Origin of the sequence: Ruegeria arenilitoris (assembly GCF_013032445.1) — a bacterium.
GTDB classification, from domain to species: Bacteria; Pseudomonadota; Alphaproteobacteria; order Rhodobacterales; family Rhodobacteraceae; genus Ruegeria; species Ruegeria arenilitoris_F.
This window is the reverse complement of record NZ_WQCA01000004.1, coordinates 75,953-100,696: the sequence shown is the minus strand read 5'-3', so window position 1 is coordinate 100,696 and position 24,744 is coordinate 75,953. Positions and strand designations below refer to the sequence as shown.

Genomic DNA, 24,744 nt, shown 5'->3' with positions numbered 1-24,744 from the left:
CTTCGCGTCGAGTGCTTTGTCGCTGCACTTGGACTGCTTTGGGCTCATAGCCGACATCTTCTGCAATCAGTTGGGTAGACTGGTTACCGCCCAAACAAGACCTTCATAAGAGAGCCTTGCACTATCCGATATGCGAGAAAGCACCGCCACACTTGGTCCATACGCAGGCGGTTCGTGTATATAATTTGTTTCCGAAAAAGAGCCGCTTCTGACGCATCCGTCGGATGTGCGCAGGATGCGACACATAATTGATTTAGGCTAACCGTCAACTTTGGGATAAATGAACCCGTTCACCGGGTAGAAACTGCCATACCGACCCGGATGACTTTCGACCCGGACCAACGTCCAATCATTGTTTTTGGATACATCCTTGACGCCCATTTTCAATGATACCTTGTTGCGGTGCCAGTTGGCGTGGTTCACGATGACTTCCCTGTCAGTGATAACATCAGATACGACGGCCACGTGACCAAGGGGCATCCCTCGGGTTGCTCTAAATGACATGACCGCACCGACAACCGGTTCACTGCCCCGCTCAAAAGTATTGCGCGCCTTGCCCCACCAGTCCTTGGCGTTTCCACGAATTTCGATACCGCTGAGGTTACGTGCGTAGGGTACGCACCACACCCTTTGCCCTCGAGCTTGCTTTTTTGAGACCTCGAGCAACGCCATGGACTGACGTTCTGGATCGAGATCCGCGTCGTTTGAGCCCTGAGCGCAGGCAGATACAAGAACATAAAACCCCATCGCAAACGCAGCGCGGGCAGTGCCCGGTAGGCGCGGCCATTTCGTATTCGTTTTGTTGTCGCTGTTTTGCAAGAAACTACATTGTCGGTTTGAGGGGTTGCGGAGTTTTAAGGCGATCTTGCGGGTTTTGAAAAGAGCCCAGCTTATTCCCCGGCAGGAAATTGCCAGTTGACGTCCCTCGTCTACGGGCCGAGCGTGAGGCTATGCAAAGTCAGCGTTCGCTTTGCCGTCATTCGGACATCGCGCAGCATCGGTCTATATGGACTCGCTCCGGATTTTAGCTGCAAGGCCAATGAGTGTTACCGAAACGGGACTAAGCTGTCATTTAATCGAGATGCCTATAACTCGATAGGACGCGGGCACTTATTCCAACATTTGGTTCGCGGCTGCTTGAAATGCAGGCATCGCGTTTTCTATCATTTCGTCAGTAGCAGTTAGGCAAATACGAAAATCCGTCGGCCGGTCGAAAACTGTTCCTGGCATCACGTAAACGCCATGCTTTTGAAGGCATTCAGCAAAGGTATCGCTATCACCGCCCGGGGCCCGCCCCCATAGATAAAAGGTGCCTTCTGGCCTCGTCATTCTGTATCCCCATTGACCCAAAGCACCAAGCATACGTTCACGTCGGCGAGCCAGGGCTGCGATGTCGATTGAAACGTTTTCAAGATCCGGTAGCGCATAGATCAATGGAGCATCCGGGACATTCCAACCATCCGCCATCTGCACGGCAAACCTCAGAGTTTGAAGTTCTCTGCGTTCCGCCGTAGGCATGGTTGGAGAGATCGCGAGATAACCAAGGCGCAGACCTGGTGCGAGAAGAACTTTGCCATAGGAATAGTCGATCAGAGTGTGTGGATAGACGGCGGCCGGTGTCGTAAATCCAATGCTATCAAACCGAATACGGCGATAGGGTTCATCAGACAATATCCAAATTCGATGACCGATCTCAGCTGACTTAGCCTCAAGCAGGTCGGCGAGTTTTTGCAAATCAGAACGTGAGTAAATGCGACCTGTCGGATTGTGCGGAGTATTGACAACCACGATCTTGGTGCGCTTGGTGATGGCCCTAGAAATGGCCTCGAGATCGAGATCAAAATTGCCTGGATCCAAAGGTACCGGTACTTCTTTAGCGTCGGCAGTGGCCAGCATCGGCCCGTAACAAAACCAGCCAGGTAGCGGCACGATGCATTCGTCCCCTGGTTCGAGAAGCATGGTAAAACACATCTTGATTGCGCCGAAGGCGCCTTTGGTCAACGCGATATCTTCCGTTTCAAACGATAATCCCAACTCTTCTGACAACGCGTCTGCTAGAAACGCACAAGATTCCGCTTCGTTGGTCTTATATGCGAACCAATCAACACTCTGAGGGTCAGCGTGTGTCTTTAGCGCATCGACAACGTTGGGCAGCGGCATTTCGTGCGGGTTGCCGAACGTGAAATCGGCGACCGCGGGCGTTTCCCTTACCGCAGCATTGTAGGACGTAAAGAAGGCTTCAACTTTCTGGATGGAACGCGCAGCGGCATCTGCTCTGCGGGCAGCAATGGACATTATACTCTCCCTACTCAAACTTCAGCCAAGCGATTGCACTAGGAATACTGCTGTGTCGAATATGATACTGTTACCCGACCTACATACAATTTGCAGCTTTTTTGCCATTGGGCTTACGCAGCTCTGCGGCACCGCCACTTCAATGGCGACCGTTGATTGGGCAACGAAGTGTTTTCTGATCGTATAGTTTAAGATTGTTTGAAAGTGCCACGCCTGAGCAAATTTCACCGCGTCCGTGGCGCGGGCTTTGGTCGGTGTTTTGGTCTATAGGCTAGGGGGCGGGGTCCGGGTTTCTCCGGCACCCGCACACTGTTGGTTAAACCGGTTCATCTTGCAAGTCAGGTGGTAACATCGCGCATTCCAACGCTTCAATTGTTTTTGTGCTGATTTCTTCACTCGATGATTTCGTAAGCTTCTGTAGTTCGGTGAGCGACTTGATAGAGTAGATGTGGCTGCCATTGATAGCGATGCCTTCTAAATCGTCGATCCATTCGAGCGCCGACGCAACAAGCTTAGACGTGTCGCATTGCGGTTATCTGTCAAACGGTCAACGTCTGCTACGGACTCAAGAGTCCTGGAGTCTGATAAATCTCCAAACAAAGGGCGCCAACATAACCGAAAGCAAGTTTCCCCACGGCATTTGGCGGGTGTCGCTAAAACGACGGTATTGAATCAGATTTTTCGTAAGTATGCCCAGGAGACATACCCCTTTAGACCACGCGCGCGCTGCAAGGACACGCGGCACCAACGGGTGCCGCCGGTCTGCTCGCAATTGTGAACTTGCAGTGCAGTTCCATTTGGAAGACCCACGATAACATTGAAACCTATTCCAGGTCCTGCACGCAGTTTAAGCATATCTCCATCTTCGACACCAAAAACCTCGTATCGTCCAAGAGAAGCCGCTGCCGCAGGTTCAACCACGACCATGTTGCACAAGAAAAATGCAGTTATGGGTATGAAGATAGCACCACGCATCACATCAACCTGCCTGTTGTTTCAACTGCAGTCATAGCGCCTCAGATCACCCAGCGAAACTACCAGAAGACAGAACGCGCTCTTCTTGAACTGCCATTGAAGCTGAATTCAATTGTACGCACTAACTGGTGGGGGCTCGATGCCCGGTAAATCTATCCCGCAGAGAACGACCGTTCAGAGACCCTAACATCCGGAGCAGCACACGGAATAAAAGTCTGTAAATAAGTCAAAAAACTGCATGTGCCACTGTTGTTGTTTGCCTTACAATTGCGCCCATGTTACGAAAACACCCCTTCGCCATCCGACCCAGACGCAGCCGTTCGCATTGATCTTTCAAGCCGTCTGATCTGCCTGTCGATCTGCTCTGGCGTCATTTCGTGAAGCTCTGGCTGTGTTTCGTCGCCTGTGCGGCCAAAGAGGCCCGAAGCGCGGTAAATGGCGTTTATCGTGGCGCTCTTGGCCTGTGCGGGTGCCTTGGGGCCTCTCGGGAGTTTCAGTGCGGCGTCTGTGGCCGCTTCAAGGCCCTCAGTCTTGATCCCCACCTGTGTGCGGGCCAGGGCTTCCTCAGGCGTGATATCGTCTTTGTCGGACATTTGAACACCTCGGGTAGGTCGTCTTCGTTGTTTTGTTCGTCGCACAATCGGCTGGCCTAATTTTCCAAGTCTTCGATTTTCACTTCGGGTGCTCACAATCTCGGAGCTTGGCCGATCGTTTTTCCGAAGGTCAGCAATCAACTTTTTGGCTTTCCGGTCGTATCGGGCGCTTTCGTGCTCCGCAGTTGTGCCGGGGCGATTTGACTTCCGCCTAGCCTCGTATTGCTCCAACTCTTCCGGTGTCATTTTGGAGAGACGCTCAGCCAGTTTCCTATCGCGGATCGACAAGCTGACCATTTTCACCTTTAGGAGCGAACGCGACGCGCCTTTCTTCGGCAATTGCCGAAGGTGCCAGTCCTTTCCCTTTGGTGTGGCTCCCCAGTGATAGCATCAGCGCCGGCCTTCCTCAGAAACCGGTTGTTGGCACGGTTGCCCGTCAGAGCGTTTCTTTGCTCCGCATTTTGGGCCGTTCGCTCGTTTCGCCAAAGCGTTCAGCACGCCGTGTCTTCGCGCTTCCTTGAAGTAGTCGCTGTTAATCAACGCCTGTGTTTTTTGCTAGGCCTCATCTGTCCCAAAATCCCTGACGACAGACACCTGAACAAGTGACGAGTTGAACATTGCAACGAGGGAAAACACTGAATCTACTACCGGGCGCAACTCACTGGCCAGCTCTTGGCATCGTCGTACGCGCAGAGGTTTCGGCAACTAGGCTAACGGGCTCCAATTACCACTCCCTGCGCCTTCTGCTGGAACTCTGAAAAAGAACATAACTGAAACAACCAAGACAAAAAAACGCGACAATCGTTGACGCCCCCAACTGGTCTATCTTTTGATATACAAAGATGCTCTTCAAAAAGTGGCTTGTCTTGCGTCAACCGCATGCCCCTAGCTATTGTTGATCTTCGGAGTTACCCCCTGCGGTCCGCATTCCTTTGGAGCGTCGCGCCCGCACAACCCGTTGCGATCGATGAAGATATTCCCGCTCAGAACTCTCTTGTCATCGACCCGTGGCTTGCCGGACGACTTCGGGAAGAAAGGGGAATGCTTGTCCATCTACTCGTCGGTCAGCCAGTAAAGGTCGCTCATGTCACCGCTCCATTTTAGAAACCGTGAATCACGCAGCGCGTTGAAAATCAATGCGTCCTGACTCTAGAAGATGTAGTTCCCGACCCCTGGTGCAATTGATTTCAATCATAGAACCCATATTCTGAGGCTATGTTAAAATCAGAACTCCGATCCTTTCATGCCGTCGCGACTTATAGCGGTTTTTCGGCCGCAGCTAACGAGTTGAACATCAGTCAGCCCACTCTGTCGACGCAGGTCAAGGATTTGGAAAGTCGTTATGATGTGCAGCTGTTCAACCGAGTCGGGCGCGAGGTCCGCCTGACACACGCCGGTCGTGAATTGTTGGCTATCACTGCACGCCTGCATCAGGCTGAAGTGGACGCGGAAACTCTGCTGGATTCATTTCGTGGATTTCACGCCGGACACCTTAGCATCGCAGCCGTTGGCCCTTTTCACGCCACCGATATGATCGTGGCATTCAAGTCCAAATACCCTGCAATCGATCTTGAGGTCTGGTTCGGCAATTCCCAGCGGTGTTTTGACCGAATCGTCTCATACCAGGCCGACGTCGCAATTCTAGCCGAAGTGCAGTCTGATCCACGCGTCACCACCCGACTATATAGCACACATCAGGTTGTAGCGTTCGTGAACTCTGATCATCCGTTTTTCGAAAGAGATGAAATTTCAATCGGTGATCTGCACAGGCAGAAGATTGTCCGGCGGGAACCCGGATCGACTACGCGGGCCGCGATCGAGGCGGAAACCGAAAAACGCGGCATCGAAGTCGAACCGATCTTGGAACTGGGCAGCCGGGAAGCCATCTGGAAAGCGGTGGAACAAGGCATCGGCATCGGATTTGTCGCGGACTTCGAATTTGTTCCTCATCCAAACCTGCGTGCGATTCCGATTTCCGATGCACGCATTGAAACCAGATACTATCTGGCCCATCTGAACGACCGGGCGGAATCCCGCTTGGTTCGGTCCTTTTGTGACACCGCAATGGATACTAAATTAGCGAAAGTATGAGCGCTATTGCGCCCACCCGGCGGTCGTTGGCTTGACGACAAGTAGCTTTTCGCCGATCCACCACTTCGCTCATTTTCACCACTGTGTCTTGGTTTTAGTGTACAGTCCATCGCAAACGCCCTAGCCCTGAAGACAAACTGTTATCAAAGGCCCCGTACGTGAACATCCAAAACCGCATGATGATGCCTCCCCGCCACGAACTGCGAAAAGTACGCAATCAGGGCATAACCTTTCTGGCTCTGGCTTTTCTGTTCAGTATTTTCGTCAACATCCTGATGCTGACGGGACCTTTATTCATGTTGCAGGTCTATGACCGGGTGTTGGGTTCGCGCTCGGTTGAAACCCTGACCGCACTATTCTTACTGGTTGCGCTTTTATATGCCCTGATGGCGATGCTGGACTATGCTCGCGGTAGAATCGTCGCGCGTTTTGGTGCCCGTTTCCAATCTCAACTGGACGAGCGAGTATTCGACGCAACCCTTCGTCGTTCAATCCATCCTCAGGCGCGATCAGCACCAGCGACAGCACTACGCGATCTGGAGTCGATTCAGAATCTGTGTTCGTCACCCGTGTTATTGGCCGTGATGGATATCCCCTGGACACCTGTCTTTCTGGCGGCCATCTTCCTTTTTCACCCCTTGCTGGGCTGGCTCGCCGTGGCGGGCGGTTCTCTGCTGATTATAATTGCGCTGCTGAACCAAGGTTTGACGCATCGTAAAGTTGCTTCGGCGCAAAGGGCCTCGGCGCAGGCCAACGCCTTTTCAGAGCAAGCCAGGCAGGCCGCCGAGGTCGTTCGGTCGCAAGGTATGCAGGAAGACATCACTGATCGCTGGCAGAAACAGAGAACGGACGCTCTGCGTCAGACCATTTCTGCCAGTGACTGGACCGGTAGCTTTACCTCACTGACCAAATCACTACGGCTATTTTTGCAGTCGGCGATGCTGGCGCTTGGTGCCTGGTTGGTGTTGCGCAACGAACTGACACCGGGTGCGATGATCGCCGGCTCGATTCTGCTGGGCCGCGCTCTGGCACCAATCGAACAAGCCGTAGGCCAATGGGGAATGGTTCAACGTGCACGAACGGCATGGGCATCGCTGAACCAGTTTCTGGATGCAACCCCGCCCGAAAAGCCACGCACCAAACTACCGGTGCCTGAGGCTCTGCTAACTGCCAAAGGTTTGACCGTCATTCCACCCGGCGCTGACAAACCAACACTGCGAAATGTCGCGCTACAGCTCAAACCAGGCAAAGCCCTTGGTGTTATAGGGAAAAGCGGATCAGGAAAGTCGACGCTGGCAAAAGCCCTACTGGGTCTGTGGCAACCGGCGGCAGGTGAAATTCGACTTGGCGGAGCAACACTGGATCAATATGACCCCACTGATTTGGGTCAACACATCGGCTATCTTCCCCAGGCGGTAACTCTGTTCAATGGCACGGTGGCCGAAAACATTGCCCGAATGTCTGAGGAACCGGACCCCAAAGCCGTTGTCGAAGCAGCAAAGAAAGCCAAAGCGCATGAGCTTATTCTGTCGCTGAGCAAAGGTTATGATACCTTTTTGGAAGGGAATGACAGCCAGTTGTCCGGAGGACAAAAACAACGTATCGCACTTGCGCGCGCCTTGTACGGCGATCCGGTTCTGCTGATCCTTGATGAGCCCAACTCTGCGCTTGATGCTGACGGTACCGAGGCACTGAACGCAGCCGTCAGGGATCTGAAAGCGGCGGGCAAGTCGACGATCATCATGACGCACCGTCCGCAGGCAATCTCGGAATGCGACGATCTGGCGGTTGTTGAAAACGGGCAGGTGGTGAAGTCCGGCAGCCGCGACGAAGTACTGGGGGCAATGGTGCAGAACGCCGGTGCAATCAAACGGGGCCTCAGCCAGGTGAAAAAAGATGCAGGGTAAAACAACTCGGGGCACACGCCCGGTATGGCGGATCACCATACCAGCCTTCATCGGCTTTTTAGCTTTGGTAATCTTGGTCGGTGGACTTGGAATATGGGCTGTTCAGACTCGTTTGGCGGGGGCCATCATCTCGCAAGGCAGTATTGAGGTTCAAAGCAACAGGCAGGTTGTCGAGCATCCCGATGGCGGTGTGGTCGGAGAGATTTTCGTCCGCGACGGGGATGTAGTTGGCGACGGTGACATGCTGGTCCGCCTGGACGATACGTTCTTGTCTTCAGAAAAGACCATCGTTGAATCTCAGCTGTTTGAACTGATGGCGCGCCGGGCCCGTTTGGAGGCTGAGCGCGACGGGGCAGATTCGAAGACTCTGGAAACTCAGCTGGCATCTGTTCAAGAGCAGGAAAACATCGACTCGGATCTGATCGCAGGTCAGCAGAGCTTGTTCGAAGCCCGACTGGAAACCCTTACGCAGCAAACTCAGCAGTTGGGCAAACAGCGGGATCAAATCGAAACTGAAATCGAAGGAACAGAGGCACAGCTTGTTTCTCTGCGACGTCAGGTAGAGCTTATTCAAGAGGAACTGAGCGATCAACAAAGCCTGTTAAATCGCGGCTTGACCCAGGCAAGCCGGGTTTCCGCCCTGCTGCGCGAAGAGGCCAGTCTCACCGGCGAGATCGGTCGATTGGAGGCGGCAGTTGCGCGGCTGGCAGGGCAAATTGCAGCAACCGAAATAGAAATAGTGGAATTGACAGCCACCCGACGCGAAGAGGCGATCACCGAATTGCGCGATGTACAGACGCAGATATTGGAACTGGCTGAACGTCGGTTGTCACTGGATGTGCGGCTTTCCCGCTTGGATATTCGTGCTCCTGTTGCAGGAACGGTCTACGGCAGTCAGGTCTTTGCGCTGCAATCGGTGATTCAGCCAGCAGAACCTATGATGTACATTGTACCTCAGGACACACCGTTGCTCGTCGCCGCGCGCGTGGACGCGATCCATGTCGATCAGTTGTATGTCGGCCAACCGGTATCGTTGCGCTTCACCGCCTTCAACCAGCGCGAAACACCGGAAATTGAAGGCCAAGTGATTACAGTATCGGCAGATACGTTCACTGATGAGAACTCCGGCCAGACGTTCTACCGGGCCGAGGTAGCGCCTGCAGAGAGCGAAATCGAACGGTTGAACGGGCAAGCCTTGTTGCCGGGTATGCCGGTGGAAACCATGATCAAGACAGACGAAAGAACCCCGTTGTCTTATCTCGTCAAACCCTTGGCCGACTACTTCAACCGGGCCTTCCGCGAATAACGGGAACTGCGGGGTCAGACCTGTTCCACGTTACCTAACAAGATTGAGGTCATGTCGGTGGTAATCACATTATCCACCGCCGTGACCTCTACGCCGGTTTCATAATGGACATTCGACTCTGTGATCCCTGAAAGGTCTGTATCGTCGTCCAAAAAAACCCATTTTGCGTCATACGCCGCAGGAAGACGGAGAGCGGCCTGAAGAATAACCAAAGCATCCAAAGCGTTCACCATGCCATCCTGAGTGATATCTGCCGCGATCAGGTTTTCTGGTGTCGCCGAACCCCAGCTCGGCCCCAGCCCGACCGCGATACGAAGAGCCTGCAAAGCATCCAGCGCCGTAATCTCGTCACTGGCCGTCGAATAGGTTTTGACGATGTCCAACTCACCCTCAAATGTCCCTGACGGCAAGCCCAGATCAAAACGCCCTTCCTCATCCGCGCGCACGCTGATGGTTCCGCCCCCGTCTGGTGTAAAGCGAATCTCGGCGTCGGTCAGGCCCGGATTCGCAGTTTCCGAGTTGATTGAGACGTCGCCCAAGAAACCGCCCGAACTGCCTGGATCCAAACCGCCGAAATCTCCAAAATCGACCGGGATGTGATCCGGCCCGCCAAACCCGGATCCGAACACTTCGTTGCTGGTCAGAGGGCTTGCGCTTGAGGAATTGATTACGATCACTTCGTCAAAAAATTCAATCTGCGCCCCTTGTGCCGTTGGTGTAAACGTCAACTGCCCCGGCGAGCGCAGCAGCGGGTAATCGAACATATCCAACCGGTCGACACCGGCTTCAAAACCGTTAATCGTCGTCGGATCACTGCCATATTGCATTACAAAGATGTCCGCGCCGCTTCCGCCGTGCATTGTGGTCGCCCCAACGCCCGCGACCAGAATATCGTCCCCTGCCCCGCCCATAAGCGTGGTGTCCAAAAAACTACCGCTGAGTATGTCATTCTGCGCCGATCCGGACACCGTTCCAAAACCATCCCGAATGACCCCCAGATTATCAATCGAAACACTAAGCTGTGTCAGCCCCGCATCTTGTTGTGAACCGACGAGAATTTGCAGTTCATCCCCAACATGCGCAAGGCTGAGCGATTCAACGTTTTGCAGCCCGCTCTGTACGGTGTCGGCAAAACTGTCCAGATACACCAACTGGCCGTTCGGGGTCAGGGTAAACAAAGTCACGCCGTCATCGCCTCCGCCAGCAACAACAAAGACGTGCCCGTCAGCTTCGATCACTGCCAGATCCTGTACTGTTTCAAACCGCGTGTGCAACGAGTCCAAAACATGGTCGGTTGGGGTCAGGCGACCGTCGCCGCCTAACCTCATTACGCTGAGCGAGTTGCTGCCCGCACCTGCCACAACGATCCACGATCGACCGTAAGCCTGCACCACTTCGACCGCCGTCGGGGTCGCAATCCCCAAGGTCGCCAATGCGTCGCTGTTATCGACCCAGCTCAACGCCCCGGTATCCTGATCAAGCTCAAAGGTGCTGATCGTGCCACTGGCCGCATCGGCTGCCAGCACGAAGTGATCCGCACCCGCTTGCAAAATCTGCATCGAATCAGCCTTTGCCGTGACGGTATCTGCCAGGCTCAATGAGCTATCTGCATTCACGGAATAGGTCGCAATCTGCCCTGTGCCCTCGTGCGCGACGGTCAGGATACCCTCAAACTCAACAAGCGCCGAGATATCGCCGCCCCCAACCAGAGAATCGGTTTCCTTCAGAGCACCAACGGTCCCGTTCGGGTTTAACTCATACCCGACCAGCCCGGTCGCAGTACGCACATCCAGAACAAGCTGATCGTCTCCGGCCAGCGACACAGGCATAGCGCTGTTGCCAACCTGATACGTTATCGAACCGCTGAAATACTCGGTGTCCTGCAACTGCGGCAAGGCGCCTTCGACCAGTTTCCAAACCGCAATTCCGCCGCCCGGACCGGTCACGCTGTACAGATATGTAACGCCATTAAACGTTTTTAAAGCCGTTTCACCGATACCTGAATCGAGCGCTGCTCTACCCGTTGCAACCACGCCTTGGAACTGAAGCACCATATCAAATCACCCCACGCCAAATCTGGCACCAACGACAGGATGATCCGATGCCCAGTCCGAAACCAAAGCAGGAATGTGGAGAAAACGAGGAGTTCGGCTTCAGTTTAACTCAATTTTTTCTGGTCCGACCGCATGAGTCACCGGGGGGAAAGACAGATGAACAAAACCTGGACCCCTCGGACGGGCGCGGAAACCAAATGTGAGGGTAAGATGACTAAAGAACCTGATTCCTACATCACTCCGGCTGACGATCAGCCAGATTTCGAGCGCAAACAGAACATTCGGCAGTGGATTGACGGCAAAATGCGCCGTTGGGCCGGCCGTGGCATCGTTGGTGGGCTCGGGTCGACAATTCTGGCGCTGCCCGCGCTGGCACAGGCCACGATCGAAGAACTCTATGCGTTCCAGTTCGCGGAAACGATACCCGGTGTCCGTTCGGTCAAGCTTTTAGACAATGGTGATGTCCTGCTGAAAATGGCTGACGGACGCAAGATGATTGTTGCCGCCGAAAATGTGCAGGTGTTGGACAGCGGCGCGGTCATGATTGCTGAGGACGCCGTAGCCGAGATCGCCCAATTTGGCCTGGCTGAGGTCGGCGGTGCCGCCGCCGCAGGAGGGATCAGTGGGGCCGGGACTGCTGCCTTGGGTGGTTTGGGCCTTGCCGGTGCTGCAGCCGCCGCCGGAGGCGGTGGTGGTGGCGGTGACGGCGGAGGTGGAGGCGGCGATGAAGCCGAACCTGTACCTCCGTCTGTAGTAGAACCAGCACCTGCACCAACACCCAGCTATCCCATACTCAATTTGGAAGGATCTCAAACCGACACACTAAGCAGCGCCGAGATGAACCTGCTTGCGCCGGAAGGAACGGAAACGGTCCAGGTTACCATCGGTTCGCTCACAAAAAGCGTTACGCCAGAACTGGATGGGTCATGGAATGTTGCACTGACCCCTGCCGAGGCCGACGCCCTGCCGCAGGGTGTGCAAGCTGTGACGATCCGAAATCTAGATGCCGAGGGTGCGGAACTGGCGGCAGAGTCAGTTACCTTTGATGTTGATACCTTTCCCCCGACTCTGACGATCTCGGGCTTTTCGGACGGTGCAGTGATGAATGCGTCCGAACAGACCACCGACCTGATTATAACCGGTACGACAACCGCCGAAGACGGTCAGGCTGTCTCTGTATCACTAAACGGACAGACCTATACTGCAAAAGCGTCTGGCGGAAACTGGAGTATATCCGTTCCGACTTCTGATCTAGTCTCTCTGCCGGACGGCACCACAATGCTCGTTACCGCTGATGTGACTGATCGGGCAGGCAACCCGGCCCCACAAGCCGACGCCAGTTTTGACACGGACTTTACCGCTCCAACCGTTTCATTGGACCCAGTCGCGGGTGGATCAATTGGGTTGCTTGATGCAAGCACCGACTTGTCGCTCACAGGTTCGACCAATGCGGAGGATGGTCAGCCTGTTAATGTGATATTCGATGGCCAATCCTATTCGACCACGGCCTCTGGCGGAAACTGGAGCCTGACGATCCCCAGCGCCGATCTCAGTGGCCTGTCCACTGGCGTGCCCGCCACATTCAACGTCACTGTTTCAGATGCGGCTGGCAACATCTCCGTTCCGGCGTCTGCGTCCGTCTCGGTTGATTTGACCGGCCCATCCGTCGCCATCTCACCGCTGTCCGTTGGCGCGGTTCTGAACACTGTCGAAGTGGGGTCCGATCTGACGATCTCAGGCACGACCGGCAATGTACAAGACGGTCAGCAGGTAACGGTCAACCTGAACGGTCAGGCCTATACCGATACCGTCTCAGGCGGCAGTTGGAGCGTGATGGTGCCAACCTCCGATTTGGCGGCTCTGCCCGACGGGGGGAACTTTACCGTTACTGCCGATGTCTCGGATGTCGATGGTCTGGCTGCCCCGCAGGCCAATGTGCCATTAGCCAAAGATGTGACTGCGCCAACGCTTTCAATCGACAGTTTCTCAGACGGATCTGTACTGAACGCGGTCGAGAGAGGCACGGATCTAACCATCTCGGGTGCGACCACGGCCGAGGACGGCCAAACCGTGACTGTTTCGGCAAATGGGCAAACCTACACCGGCGCAACAACCGGTGGCGCTTGGTCTGTTACCATTCCCGCCGTAGATCTGGCAGCCCTGTCGGACAGTGCCACTATAGCTGTTACCGCAGATGTGACAGACCAAGCAGGAAACCCGGCCGTCCAGGCCAGCAACAGTTTTGATACAGACTTCACCGCACCAACGGTAAGCATCACAAACCTGTCGAATGGTGCCATCATGAACGCCACAGAACAGGGATCAGATCTGACTGTGACCGGCACTTCTGACGCTGCGGATGGCGCAGTGGTTACGGTCGAAATCGCCCGCCCCGACGGAACAGTTGATGTCACCGGCACTGCTACCGTCAACAGCGGTACCTGGAGCTACACGGCCCCGGCTGCGGACTTGGGTGGGCTGCTGGACGGAGTCTCATATGATGTCGATGCTTCTGTGTCGGATGCGGCTGGCAACACCGCCGAGCACACGACGAGCTTTGACACCGATTTCACCGCTCCAAGTGTAACGTTCGACCCCTTTTCTGTGGGAGCTACGCTAGACATAGTTGAACAAGGCAGCGACCTGACGATTACTGGCACAACCAGCGCCGAAGACGGGCAAACCGTGTCCGTCACCCTGAATGGCCAGACATATACCGGCAACGCCACGGGCGGTTCCTGGTCAACGACCGTCCCTACGGCCGATTTGGCTGCTCTATCTGACAGTACCGGCTATTCGGTGTCGGCCAATGTAACCGATCAAGCCGGGAACCCGGCAACTCCGGCTACGTCCACACTTACTACGGACTTCCGGCCAATTTTGACCATGAATCCGGTAGGTGCAAACAACGCGGTTTCCCTGACCGACGCGCAGGCGTCTGGCGTCACCGTTGCGGGAACGTCGATCGGATTAGGCGCGGGTCAGGCCGTGGATATCACTCTCAACGGAAACCCGGCCGGAAACGCAACCGTGGGGGCCGATGGCAGTTGGTCCCTGGTCGTACCTGCATCGGAATTCTCAGGCATCAATGCAGGCGACGACCTGGATTTCTCAGCCAGTGCAACAGTTTCCGGCGGACCGGATCCCCTGACCGAGACCGATGAGAACACGGCGCACGAACCTCCGGCCTATGTAATCTCTCAGGTCGGAATCTCCGGGAGTACGGTTAGCTTTGAGATTTATGCCGGATCCGGTCTGGATGCCGGAGCCAGAAACAGCCCACAATTAAACCTGAACCTGGATCCGTCAGTTGCGACCTTCGACGTCGGCTCAGAAGAAGCCAATAGTGATCTCCAATTTTTTTCCACCAACCCGGTCAGCACGTCGCTAATACGTTTCGGTGGCTTCACAACTTCTGAATTAGACCTAAGCCAGCCCCTGATCAGCTTTGACATGAACCTGATAGATGCAAGTAAGCCCATCGAGCTGACAATCACCAGCCCGTTTGGTGGACCGTCCGTCTTCCAGGTCGGCACCAGCGGGGATGACACGCTGACGGCAACGGACGTGGACAATCACATACGCGGAATGGAGGGAGACGACGTGATTGATGTCTCGAATGCCGGGCGCGACATCGTTGTGTTTGAAGCAGACCCGGCGTCCAATGGCAGCGACACGGTGACAGGTTTCACACTCGGTCCCGCTACTGAGGTGGCGGATGCACTAACGTTCAGCGGCCTGAGCCTTGGAACACTGCGCGGAGACGGAACAGATTTCGAATCTCTGACCGTAGGCGAAGCGATCGGCGAAAACACCGGGGTCGTTGGTCTGACTACGGTATTGAGCGATTTGTCAGAAGGTACGATCGAAACCGCCGTAGAGAGCTTTTCTGGGCTTCAATTCGGTGACGAAGTCTATGTCATGGCAACGGACGGTTCCGACAGTGTTTTGGTCAAGGTCGATTACAGTAGTCCGAATTCAGCATCTGTTGAAACCGTCGCTCAGTTCACCGGCCTGGATGACCTGACTGACCTGAGCGCGGACAACATCCTGCACTCCGATCCGACCGGGACAACCGCGTGATCGCAAATTGGCTGCCATTCCATTGAACGGCAGCCAAACCAACAATCATGGGGCTAGTATGGCACAGAACGGCTTGGTTCCAGTGACCGTCGCTCGGCACAGTCATCAATATTGGAAGCGTTTCACCTCTTACAATTTCGCAGCCAATCGCGACGATTGCTCAATCGTCTTACAGGAAGTTCCGCAAATTGCCGCGAGCTTTCCAATAGTGTTCAAAGAAACCAGCAGGGGAATTGAGCCGAGAGCTGTTTTCTCAACTTCAGTCGATTTACCCAATCCATTTGTTTCGCCGGACGGACAGTGGTTGGCAGCTTATGTACCGTCAGAACTGCGGTGCCAACCCTTTCGGGCAAAGCCTGTTGGACTGGAAAGCGCGGGCAGACCCGCGCTGTTTCAGTTGAACGTGGACGAGGCATCAGGACTATTAAGCACCAATCCTAAGGACGAGCCGTTCTTCGACAGGACAGGAGAGATGTCACCTGCATTGCGCGACGTGCGGAGCTTTCTCCAAACCCGGACTGCGGCCCATAACGCGACCTTGGCCCTTTGTCAGACAATCAAGGGTTTGAAATTGTTTGAACCCGTTGAAACTCACGATGGGATCGCTTTGCCGGCAGGTACATTTTGTATTTCAACCCCACGGCTTGCGAAACTACCAAGAATTGAAAAACTGAAATTGATAGATTCAGGCGCGTTTCTGTTAATCCACGCTCATCAGGTCTCACTTTCCCATATTGCGTGGTTAGCACGGGTTCAATGCCAGATGGCACGATCCATTTCACCAAATAAATACACGGAAAATTTAGACATTTCCGGTTTTCTTCATGCAATGGCCAACGCGCAGAATGACGATTTCCTCGGAACCAGTGAGGTGTGAAACACCTATGCCAATATTCAAACGTAGTCTCGGACTTGCTCCCTATATCTTGTTAGCAGCCGTATTGTCGGCCTGTACACCTACGCCCGATTTGACAGGCATTGAAATGTCGCTGTCTCGTGGATCTGTCGGAGCTGGTGCAAGCGCGCCTGAGCCTAGGTTGGCGCAAAGTGCGTTTGGTCAACGGATTAAGGCAGCCGTTGAATCGAACCCCGACCTGGGACAAAGTGCAACTAGGCTGAAGATCGCGGCAGCCAACGAAGACGCAGCCAAAGGGGCCTTTCTGCCCCGACTCTCCGTGGGGGTAAACGCGCGGTCCGAACGCATAGATTCGGACATTGCCGACGTCACCCCGTATCTGCGCATTTCTCAATTGGTGTATGATGGCGGGGCTGCGTCGAATGACCTGACGGCGGCAAAGGCCCGTGTGTTGCAAAGTTTCGGGGATCAGGTGCAAACGGCATCGGCCGTCGCGCTGTCGGCAATCGAAGCCTATGTCGTGGTTCTGGACCGGCGAAAAGTTCTGGAAATATCGACCCGAAATGTTGCGGTTCACGAAGAACTGGTGCGGCAGATCACCGAACGCTCGGTTCAGGGTGTGGGGTCGAATGCTGACGTTCTGACGGCGCGCTCTCGTGTGGCGGATGCACAGACGCGACTGGCAGATGCCAAAGCGCGTTTGGACCGTGCGGATGCTCAGTATCGTGAGTTCTTTGGCACGCCCCCGGGCAAACTTCCGCCTCCTGTCACGGCTCCGAAACTGTCGCGGACCGACTCTGAGATCGTAATGGATAGCCCGCAGGTCAGGCGTGCCGATGCCGCCCTGCTGTCGGCAAGAGCAGAACAGGCAGCCGCGCTTGCACGGCGTCAGCCGGGCGTTGAAATTGCGGCTTTTGCCGATCGGGATGACAGCAACGACGCAAATTTCGGTGTCGATCTGTCGTTCAACTACGAAATCGACAGTACAGGGCAACGCCGGGCCGCGATCGCGGCAGCCGAAGCACAGGTCAAAGAGGCGGAATTCACGCGGGACTCTGTCATCCGGGACATTCGCCGTGAACTGGAGTTTGTCCGGTCCGACCAGCAAGCCGGCGCGGTCCGTCTGCAAGCCGCGCGGGTTGCCGTTCAAGCCAACGCCGACAGCGTTACCGCCGCACGTGAACAGTTCACTATCGGCAGGCGCAGCCTGATCGAGATTCTGGATGCGCAGCGTGACTATGTAAACGCGCAGGAAAGACTGATCCTGGCCGAGCAGAATTTCTTCCTTACCAACTACGCCGCGCTGAGCCTAACCGGCGACATTCTGGACCTGCTGGGTGTTTCTACAGTGCAATGGGGTGACGGCCTATGACACAGCTTTTGCCAATTTCCCGCTCACCTTCACTTTCTGCACGTGAGGCTTGTTTGTTGCATGTCGCGGCTCAGCTGGACCGTCCATTGACGGTGGCTGCCCTGCACGCCTCACAAACCGGCGCATCGGATGAACTGACCCTTCGTGATGCCATTGAGGTGGCGCAAGGTGCTGGCTTGCAGGCTGGCTATGGCAGACGTAAGTTGCAGGACTTTGACTCAAACCTGTCTCCTGCTCTGTTAATTTTGGAAGATGACAAAGCCGTTGTTTTCCACGGTCGCACGCAGGACGGCAGCCTTCTGATTTTCGACCCGGACCTCGGGGACGGGGTCGGCGAAGTGTCCGAGGACAAGCTGGGACGCGCTTACACCGGATACGCAATCCTGTTTCGTCGCGACCATAGGGCCGAGGTCTCGGGTGGTCAGACCCCTACATCTGGCCATTGGTTCTGGTCGGCGATGGCAGCAAACCGGTGGTCCTATACCCAAGTGATCCTAGCCGCGGCGCTGGCGAATTTACTGGGGCTGTCCACTTCGATCTTCATCATGGTCGTTTATGACCGCGTGCTGCCAAACGAAGCAACAGAGTCCCTGATTGCACTGACTGCAGGGGTCGGCCTCGCACTGGGGTTTGATTTCCTTCTAAAACTCTTGCGTGCTGGTTTCATTGACCGCGCCGGGCAAAAGGCCGATTTGCAGATGGGACGGCGCGTTTTTGATCAGGTGCTGAACATCCGTATGAAATCCCGCACCGGATCTACCGGCGCCATGGCGAGCACCGTACGCGAGTTCGAAACCCTGCGGGAGTTCTTTACATCGGCAACGCTGGTTGCATTGGTCGATCTGCCCTTCATTGCTCTGTTCGTCTTTGTAATCCATCTGGTCGGCGGACCTCTGGCCCTGATCCCCGCCCTTGCGGTTCCGGTTGTCTTGCTGGCCGGGGTGGTCGTTCAGCCGGTGTTGTCGCGTCTGGCCGAGAAGAGCTTTTCCGAAGGCCAATCCAAGCAATCTGTTCTGGTGGAAACCGTCTCGGGGCTTGAAACGATCAAGACCACAGCTGCGGCCAGATCAATGCGAACCCGCTGGGAAAGCGCGATCGAGCGTCAATCCTCGCACGGTGCGCGCAGCCGTATGGTGACGCAGTTTGCACTGAATCTGACCGGGTTCACCCAGCAGGCGGCTCAGGTTCTGATCGTTTTCTACGGAGTGTTTTTGATTGCCGACGGTAAGGCAAGCATGGGGGCCCTGGTCGCCTCGGTAATGCTGACCGGGCGCGCATTGGCACCGCTTGGCCAGCTTGCCCAAACCCTGACTCGTGTCAACCAAGCCCGCAGCGCGTATCGCAACCTGAACGCGTTAATGCAGGCCGAAAGTGAAAGACCGCCTGGGCGCAGCTGGATCAGCCGAGACAGCTTTGAAGGGCGCATCAGTTTCAAGAATGTCCAATTCGCCTACCCGGATCAGGCCGAGGATACATTGGCCGGAGTAACCTTCTCAATTGAACCCGGTGAAAAGGTAGCGATTTTGGGACCGATCGGGTCTGGGAAAAGTACAATCACACGCCTGCTGCTTGGACTGTATGACCCTCGGACCGGATCTGTCATGCTGGATGGCGTGGATATTCGCCAGATTGATCCAGGTGATCTACGCCGAAATATCGGGTCCGTGTTGCAGGATATTTGGCTGTTTTCCGGCACGGTGCGCGAGAACATCAGCAGCGGCTCTGTCCGACCACGTGATCAGGATTTGATCCACGCAGGAAAAGTGGCAGGTGTGGAAGATTTTGTCGCCCATCATCCCAACGGCTATGATTTGCAACTGGCCGAGCGCGGCGAAGGCCTCTCAGGCGGTCAGCGACAGGCCATCGCGCTGGCCAGAGCTCTGATTGGTCGCCCTCCGGTTCTGTTGTTGGATGAGCCGACTAGTGCGATGGACGTGAAAACCGAAGCTGAGGTGATCCGTCGCCTGAAACAGGCCACACCGGACACCACGATGGTCATTGTCACACATCGCACCAGCCTGTTGGAGCTGGTGGATCGGGTCATCGTAATCGAAGACGGGCGAGTGTCCGCCGACGGACCCAAAAGTATGCTCGCACGACACGCGCGCAAGGCAGGGAGGCATCTGAATGTCGCGGCATCCTGACCTCGCCACCCTCGCGCGAGAGATGCGCGGGCGCTCACCAATACGCGGATCCCTGCTTTTACTGGTAATCGCTTCATGCCTGATTGCACTTGGTCTGTGGGCGCATCTGACCGAGCTTGACGACGTGACCCGCGTGGATGGACGAATTGTACCTTCGGCCGACGTTCAGGTGATCGAAGCCACGGAACCCGGTGTTCTACAATCGCTGAATGTTCGCGAAGGACAAGTGGTCGACAAGGGCCTGTTGTTGATGGAGTTCGAAACAACCCAGATCGACAGCCAGTTTAGCCAGGAACAACAACGCGCCTTCGGCTTGATGGCGCGAACGCAACGCTTGCAGACGGAAATCGACGGAACTGACCTGAGCTTTTCACCGGACCTGATAGCAGGCGCCCCCGAAGTCGTGAAATCGGAAACTGCCCTGTATCAGGGACGGCAATCCGAGTTGCTCGCCGAAGTTGCCATCCTGGAACGTCAGCGCCAACAAAGGCAGCAGGAATATGAAGAGGGCCTTGTAGACCAGGTAACCGCCGACGAAACGCTCAGACTATTAGCGGAAGAGCGCGCGATGATGGAACCTCTGGTGAAAAAACGGATGGAACCGGCGACGACGCTCTTGACGCTGCGTCGGGGTGAGGCCGAGTGGGGAGGTCGAAAAACCCGGGCCGTGGCAGCGACCAACCGGCTGAAAACCAGTCTGGACGAAATAGACGACCGTATCCGCGCAACCCGCAGCCGGTTTCGCAGCGCCGCGCTGACTGATCTGGCGGTGGCAACCACCGAACTTGCCGCATTACGCCCGGTTTTGCCTGCACTAAAGGATCGGGCAGACAGGGCGCAGGTGCGGTCTCCTGTGCGAGGCATCGTCAACCGGGTGCATCGCAGTACTATCGGGGGGTTGGCACGCAGCGGTGAGGAACTGATTGAAATCGTTCCCCTGAATGACACGCTGCTGGTCGAGGCATACGTACCGCCGGAAGACATCGCGTTCCTGCATGCCGGGCAAACCGTTAAGGTTAAGATTACCGCCTATGACTTTGCCCGATACGGGGCGTTGGATGGTGAAATTACACGTATCGGTGCTGATACGATCACGAGATCGGAACGCAATGACGAAGAGGTTTTCGTCGTGGAAATCGAGACCAGCAACGCGATGCTGGACGCAGATGGCATAGCCGTTGAAATCATTCCTGGCATGATAGCCGAGGTCGATATCTTATCAGGTCGAAAAACTGTTCTGGAGTACCTGCTACAACCGGTAGTCAAAATCCGGGACAAAGCTTTGCGCGAATAGGAACTACAACGGTCCAAATAACCTTTGCACGATTCGCCCGGGTTTTTTGCATAATTCGGTTGAGGGAATCACTGCATGAATCCAGCGTGATAGCTGGGAGACATGCGCAGTTGAGCCCTTGCGAAATACAAGACGACGGATTGGTCTGCTAACAAAAAGGCGCTTAAGCTGTGCGGTTCACTGACAGTGTGGTTTGATCCCGACATGGTGTGGAGACCACCTCCGACCGGAAAGCATGGCCGACAACCGAGCTTCACCGATGCCGCGATCCAGACATGCCTAAAGATGAAGGTGTTGTTCAGTAAGCCGTTGCGACGGACGACTGGTTTCGTCGAAAGTCTCCTTCAGCTGGTCGGGTTGGACTGGCCGGTCCCGGACTTCAGCACCTTGTGCCGCCAGTGAAAACTGAACGTGACTGTCCCCTACCGTGGAGCGAATGATCCGCTGAACCTTCTCATCGACAGCACCGGCATCAAGGCTGAGGGAGAAGGTGAGTGGAATGCCCGAAAGCATAGTGCCTCCAAGCGGCGCATCTGGCGCAAGATACACACAGGAATTGACGAGGAAACGCTGGAGGTCAGAGCCGTCGAGATCACCGGCAGCAATATCGGTGACTCGCCCATAATTCCAGAGCTGCTGGATCAAATCGGAACGGATCAGGACATCGCATCAGTCACCGCCGACGGGGCCTACGACACCCGGAAGAGCCATGAGGCCATTGCCGCCAGAAATGCTGATACTGTCATCCCCCCCCCGGAAGAACGCTACGCCCCGGAAGCCGGCGAAACCCGGTGTCGTCGCACGCAACGAAGCGCTGCGAGCCTCGAAGTACTTGGGGCGCGCCATCTGGCGACGATGGAGCGGATAGCATCGCCGATGCCGTGTCGAGAGCGAGATGAACTGCATCAAGCTGCTCGGACAATCCCTCATGGCACGTGATTTCGATCGCCAGGTCACCGAATTACAGGTTCGTATCGCCTTGCTGAACGGTTACTCCGCGCTTGGCATACCTAAAACAGAGCCCGTAGGATAAGCCCGTCCGGGGAAAGGGGACGTCCGGCTCTCAGCCGATTTGTGCAACTAGGCCCACACAAAGTAATAAAAACCTATTTCGTCATTGCGGCAACGAAACCTCCTCTAAACTGTTTTTTGCCATTCTACATCCCCAAGGAAAATGTAACCCGCCCCATAAATGGTTTTGATGAGGCCCGGGTTTTTGGGGTCTTCACCCAATTTGGTACGCAGCCGAGAGATGCGCACATCCATGGCCCGGTCAAAACTGTCGCCAGCGGCGCCCCCCAAGGCTTCCTGCATCTGGGCACGGCTGATCAAGCGTTTGGGGCTTTCAAGAAACAGACGTAAAACCTCACCTTCCGCGTGGCTGAACGGTACTTCCGTTCCGCTGCCGTCCTCCAGAACATAGCGGTCGAAATAAGCGGTCCAGCCGTTGAAACGCGCGACGTCCGAATGAGACGTCTGGACGCGCGGGGATCGCAATCTTGCGCGAACGCGAGCCACGACCTCCGCGGGGTCAAACGGCTTGGTGATGTAGTCATCAGCGCCAAGTTCCAACCCCGTGACACGATCCTGCACCTGCGCCCGACCCGAGATTATGATTACCGCCGCCCCCTGTTCCAAAGCCAGCCGATGAACAAGCGCAAGCCCGTCGGTATCGGGCAACGAAAGATCGACAAGGCAAACATCCGGTGTCACGCGTTTCAATGTGGCTTCGAATTCCCGCGCACGAGCGAAGCTCTGGGTGCGAAAACCTGCTTCTTCCAGAGCGTCGGTCAGAACACGCCGGATTTCGGGTTCATCATCGACAATAGTGACCAGTGGTTGTGTCATCGGGCTTTCTCGGCTCGGATCAGGGCGGACAGTTGCGCCCGAGTAAACGGTTTGGCTAGCACCGGTGCCAGCGTCAGCGCCTGACGGTGCAACGGATCGGAATAGGGTAAAGAAGTCATCAGAATGCACGGCATCGCAGGTTTTAGCTGCGCTAGCAAATCCAGCCCAGTCCCCTGCCCTTCCAGCCGAATGTCCGACAGCACAAACACGATGTCGTCGATATCCGCCGTCAGGGCCAAGGCTTCGTCGACCGATGTTGCCTCGATCACCGAGAACCCGAGATCAACCAGCATGTCCCGGAACTGCCAGCGCAGATCGTCACTGTCCTCGACCAGCAATACCAATCCTTCCTGTATCGGTGGAGCCGGACGATAGGGCAAACGCATGGCCACGGATGCACCCGAAGGGGTATTGCGCAGGTTCAGGTCTCCGCCTGCAAGTTTCACGGTGTCGTAGACCATCGGCAGGCCCAACCCCGATCCTTTGCTGCCCTTGGTGGTGAAAAAAGGGTTCAACGCCTTTTCCAACCCTTCGTCCGAGAAGCCCGGGCCAGTGTCCGAAACCGCGATCTCGATCCAGATATCGCCGATCTTATGGGCGCTGATGGTGATCTGACCAAACCCGCCGCAGGCATCCCTCGCGTTCAGAACCAGATTTAGCAGCGCGTCCTGCACCATACCCGGGTCCAGCATCAGCGCCTCGTCGGGCAGTGTATTTACCACAGACAGCCCCACGCCGCGCGGCAGGGACGGCGAAGCCAGTACACGCAAATCCTCCAGCAGTCCACGCATATCAGTCGCTTTGGGCTGAAACGTGCGGTTGCCGGTCATGTCCGCGATCCTGTTCAGCAACTGACCGCCCCGGCGGGCAGTTTGTTGCGTAGCGGCCACAAGTTCCCGGGCCTCGGCGGGCAGATCCATCTTATCAAGCCGGGATTGCATTCCCAGAATGATCGTCAGCAGATTGGAAAAATCATGCGCCAGCCCGCTGGTCATCTGCGCTGCCATTGCACGACGCCGGGTTTGTTGTAGTGCCACGCGTGCTTGGGTTTCCTCGGTGATATCGACCGACATCACATAGACGCCGCCGTCGCCGTCCGGAGAGAACGACACGCGGAGGCGCCGGGAATCCTGATCTTCGGTAAACTCAAAGACCGAGGCTTCGCCGTCATAGGCCTTTTGCAGATGGGGTTCGACGCGCGGGAAGGCCCGAGCCCCCAAAGCCTCGGAAACATGCATGCCCAGAATTTCCGACGGACGGCCCGGCATAACCGAGCTAAGCCGCCGGTTCGAATAATCATACCGACCATTGGGGTCCAGATGCGCAATATGGGCCGGCATCATCTCGGTCGTCATGCGCGTGCGAGCTTCTATCTCGGTCAACTGGCGCTTGGCCTCCTCCAGAGCGGCGTTGGTGGCGGCGAGTTTTCGGTTGGTCGCTGAAAGCTCTTCGGCCCGATCTAACAACTGGCCTGACAATTCCTCGGACCGGGCGCGCAGCAAGGCCTCGGCCTGTTTGGTGTTGGTGATATCGGTGTAAACCGATACCCAGCCGCCTTTAGACAGAGGCGCTCCTTCAACCGAGATCACCTGACCATTAGCGCGGGAACGCTCAATATAGTGAGGTTCAAAAGTCAGAGCCTGTCGAACCCGCAGATCCACGATTGCTTCGACATCAACATCTTCGCCGTATTCGCCGCGCGCCGCCAGATAGCGGATCGTATCCCGGAACTGTGCCCCGGGTTGGACCAGTTCATCGGGCAAATCGAACATCACCTGGAACGGTCGGTTGCTGACAACCAACCGCAGCTGACTGTCGTATATCGATAACGCCTGTCCGATCAGGTTCAGACCGGCGGTTGTCATCTCTTTTACGTGTTGTTCGGTTACGTCCAAACTCGCCCTCCCCCTAACACATGCGTAACAT

17 protein-coding genes and 1 pseudogene are annotated in these 24,744 nt (G+C 55.7%); 10 read left to right on the top strand and 8 right to left on the bottom strand.

What is annotated here, in order from left to right:
- Positions 1-258 precede the first annotated feature (258 nt).
- The 5 genes and pseudogenes from GOW98_RS06760 to GOW98_RS06740 form a co-directional block, all read right to left on the bottom strand.
- Positions 259-747, bottom strand: a complete 489-nt coding sequence (locus GOW98_RS06760) for a CHAP domain-containing protein (RefSeq protein ID WP_170330720.1) — start codon at positions 745-747, stop codon at positions 259-261.
- A gap of 363 nt (positions 748-1,110) precedes the next feature.
- Complete coding sequence (locus GOW98_RS06755) at positions 1,111-2,295, bottom strand: aminotransferase class I/II-fold pyridoxal phosphate-dependent enzyme (protein WP_170330305.1); 1,185 nt, start codon at positions 2,293-2,295, stop codon at positions 1,111-1,113.
- A 672-nt stretch (positions 2,296-2,967) separates the two neighbouring features.
- Entirely contained in the window at positions 2,968-3,222 is a 255-nt protein-coding gene (locus GOW98_RS06750; protein WP_437436851.1) for an SH3 domain-containing protein, read from the bottom strand.
- 326 nt (positions 3,223-3,548) lie between these two features.
- A complete protein-coding gene (locus GOW98_RS06745) occupies positions 3,549-3,863 on the bottom strand; it encodes a hypothetical protein (protein WP_170330303.1) in 315 nt (104 codons plus the stop codon).
- A 918-nt stretch (positions 3,864-4,781) separates the two neighbouring features.
- Positions 4,782-4,916 (bottom strand): annotated as a pseudogene (locus GOW98_RS06740) (IS5/IS1182 family transposase); the annotation flags it as partial.
- A 162-nt stretch (positions 4,917-5,078) separates the two neighbouring features.
- Here GOW98_RS06740 and GOW98_RS06735 point away from each other — a divergent pair.
- The 3 genes from GOW98_RS06735 to GOW98_RS06725 all read left to right on the top strand — a co-directional run bounded on the left by GOW98_RS06735 (position 5,079) and on the right by GOW98_RS06725 (position 9,167).
- Positions 5,079-5,954: a LysR substrate-binding domain-containing protein gene (locus tag GOW98_RS06735; RefSeq protein ID WP_170330302.1), complete on the top strand. Its 876-nt coding sequence runs from the start codon at positions 5,079-5,081 to the stop codon at positions 5,952-5,954.
- A gap of 182 nt (positions 5,955-6,136) precedes the next feature.
- A complete protein-coding gene (locus GOW98_RS06730; protein ID WP_254437940.1) occupies positions 6,137-7,861 on the top strand; it encodes a type I secretion system permease/ATPase in 1,725 nt (574 codons plus the stop codon).
- Positions 7,851-9,167, top strand: a complete 1,317-nt coding sequence (locus tag GOW98_RS06725; protein ID WP_170330300.1) for an HlyD family type I secretion periplasmic adaptor subunit — start codon at positions 7,851-7,853, stop codon at positions 9,165-9,167. The genes GOW98_RS06730 and GOW98_RS06725 overlap by 11 nt, the downstream gene beginning before the upstream one ends.
- A gap of 14 nt (positions 9,168-9,181) precedes the next feature.
- Here the strand turns inward: GOW98_RS06725 and GOW98_RS06720 are convergent, their stop codons facing one another.
- Positions 9,182-11,113, bottom strand: coding sequence for a beta-propeller fold lactonase family protein (locus tag GOW98_RS06720; protein ID WP_367646815.1), 1,932 nt, complete (start codon positions 11,111-11,113; stop codon positions 9,182-9,184).
- A gap of 318 nt (positions 11,114-11,431) precedes the next feature.
- On the opposite strand from GOW98_RS06720, the gene GOW98_RS06715 reads away from it, so the two are divergent.
- From GOW98_RS06715 to GOW98_RS26195, 7 genes are all read left to right on the top strand, one after another.
- A complete protein-coding gene (locus GOW98_RS06715) occupies positions 11,432-15,304 on the top strand; it encodes an Ig-like domain-containing protein (RefSeq protein WP_254437924.1) in 3,873 nt (1,290 codons plus the stop codon).
- A 58-nt stretch (positions 15,305-15,362) separates the two neighbouring features.
- On the top strand, positions 15,363-16,181 hold the full coding sequence (locus GOW98_RS06710) for a SapC family protein (protein WP_170330297.1): 819 nt from the start codon (positions 15,363-15,365) through the stop codon (positions 16,179-16,181).
- Positions 16,182-16,287: 106 nt separating this feature from the next.
- On the top strand, positions 16,288-17,532 hold the full coding sequence (locus tag GOW98_RS06705) for a TolC family protein (RefSeq protein WP_170330296.1): 1,245 nt from the start codon (positions 16,288-16,290) through the stop codon (positions 17,530-17,532).
- Positions 17,529-19,676 carry a type I secretion system permease/ATPase gene (locus GOW98_RS06700; RefSeq protein ID WP_170330295.1) on the top strand — a complete coding sequence of 716 codons (2,148 nt, stop codon included), beginning with the start codon at positions 17,529-17,531 and terminating at the stop codon, positions 19,674-19,676. The genes GOW98_RS06705 and GOW98_RS06700 overlap by 4 nt, the downstream gene beginning before the upstream one ends.
- Complete coding sequence (locus GOW98_RS06695; RefSeq protein WP_170330294.1) at positions 19,660-20,970, top strand: HlyD family type I secretion periplasmic adaptor subunit; 1,311 nt, start codon at positions 19,660-19,662, stop codon at positions 20,968-20,970. Before GOW98_RS06700 ends, GOW98_RS06695 begins: the two co-directional genes overlap by 17 nt.
- Before the next feature lie 204 nt (positions 20,971-21,174).
- The gene (locus GOW98_RS26200; RefSeq protein WP_367646822.1) at positions 21,175-21,372 is read left to right on the top strand and encodes a transposase; all 198 of its coding nucleotides are present in this window, start codon (positions 21,175-21,177) and stop codon (positions 21,370-21,372) included.
- A gap of 9 nt (positions 21,373-21,381) precedes the next feature.
- Positions 21,382-21,909 carry a transposase gene (locus GOW98_RS26195; RefSeq protein ID WP_367646814.1) on the top strand — a complete coding sequence of 176 codons (528 nt, stop codon included), beginning with the start codon at positions 21,382-21,384 and terminating at the stop codon, positions 21,907-21,909.
- A gap of 198 nt (positions 21,910-22,107) precedes the next feature.
- Here the strand turns inward: GOW98_RS26195 and GOW98_RS06685 are convergent, their stop codons facing one another.
- On the bottom strand, positions 22,108-22,818 hold the full coding sequence (locus GOW98_RS06685; protein WP_170330293.1) for a response regulator transcription factor: 711 nt from the start codon (positions 22,816-22,818) through the stop codon (positions 22,108-22,110).
- Complete coding sequence (locus GOW98_RS06680; RefSeq protein ID WP_170330292.1) at positions 22,815-24,713, bottom strand: PAS-domain containing protein; 1,899 nt, start codon at positions 24,711-24,713, stop codon at positions 22,815-22,817. Before GOW98_RS06680 ends, GOW98_RS06685 begins: the two co-directional genes overlap by 4 nt.
- Between the last annotated feature and the right edge of the window lie 31 nt (positions 24,714-24,744).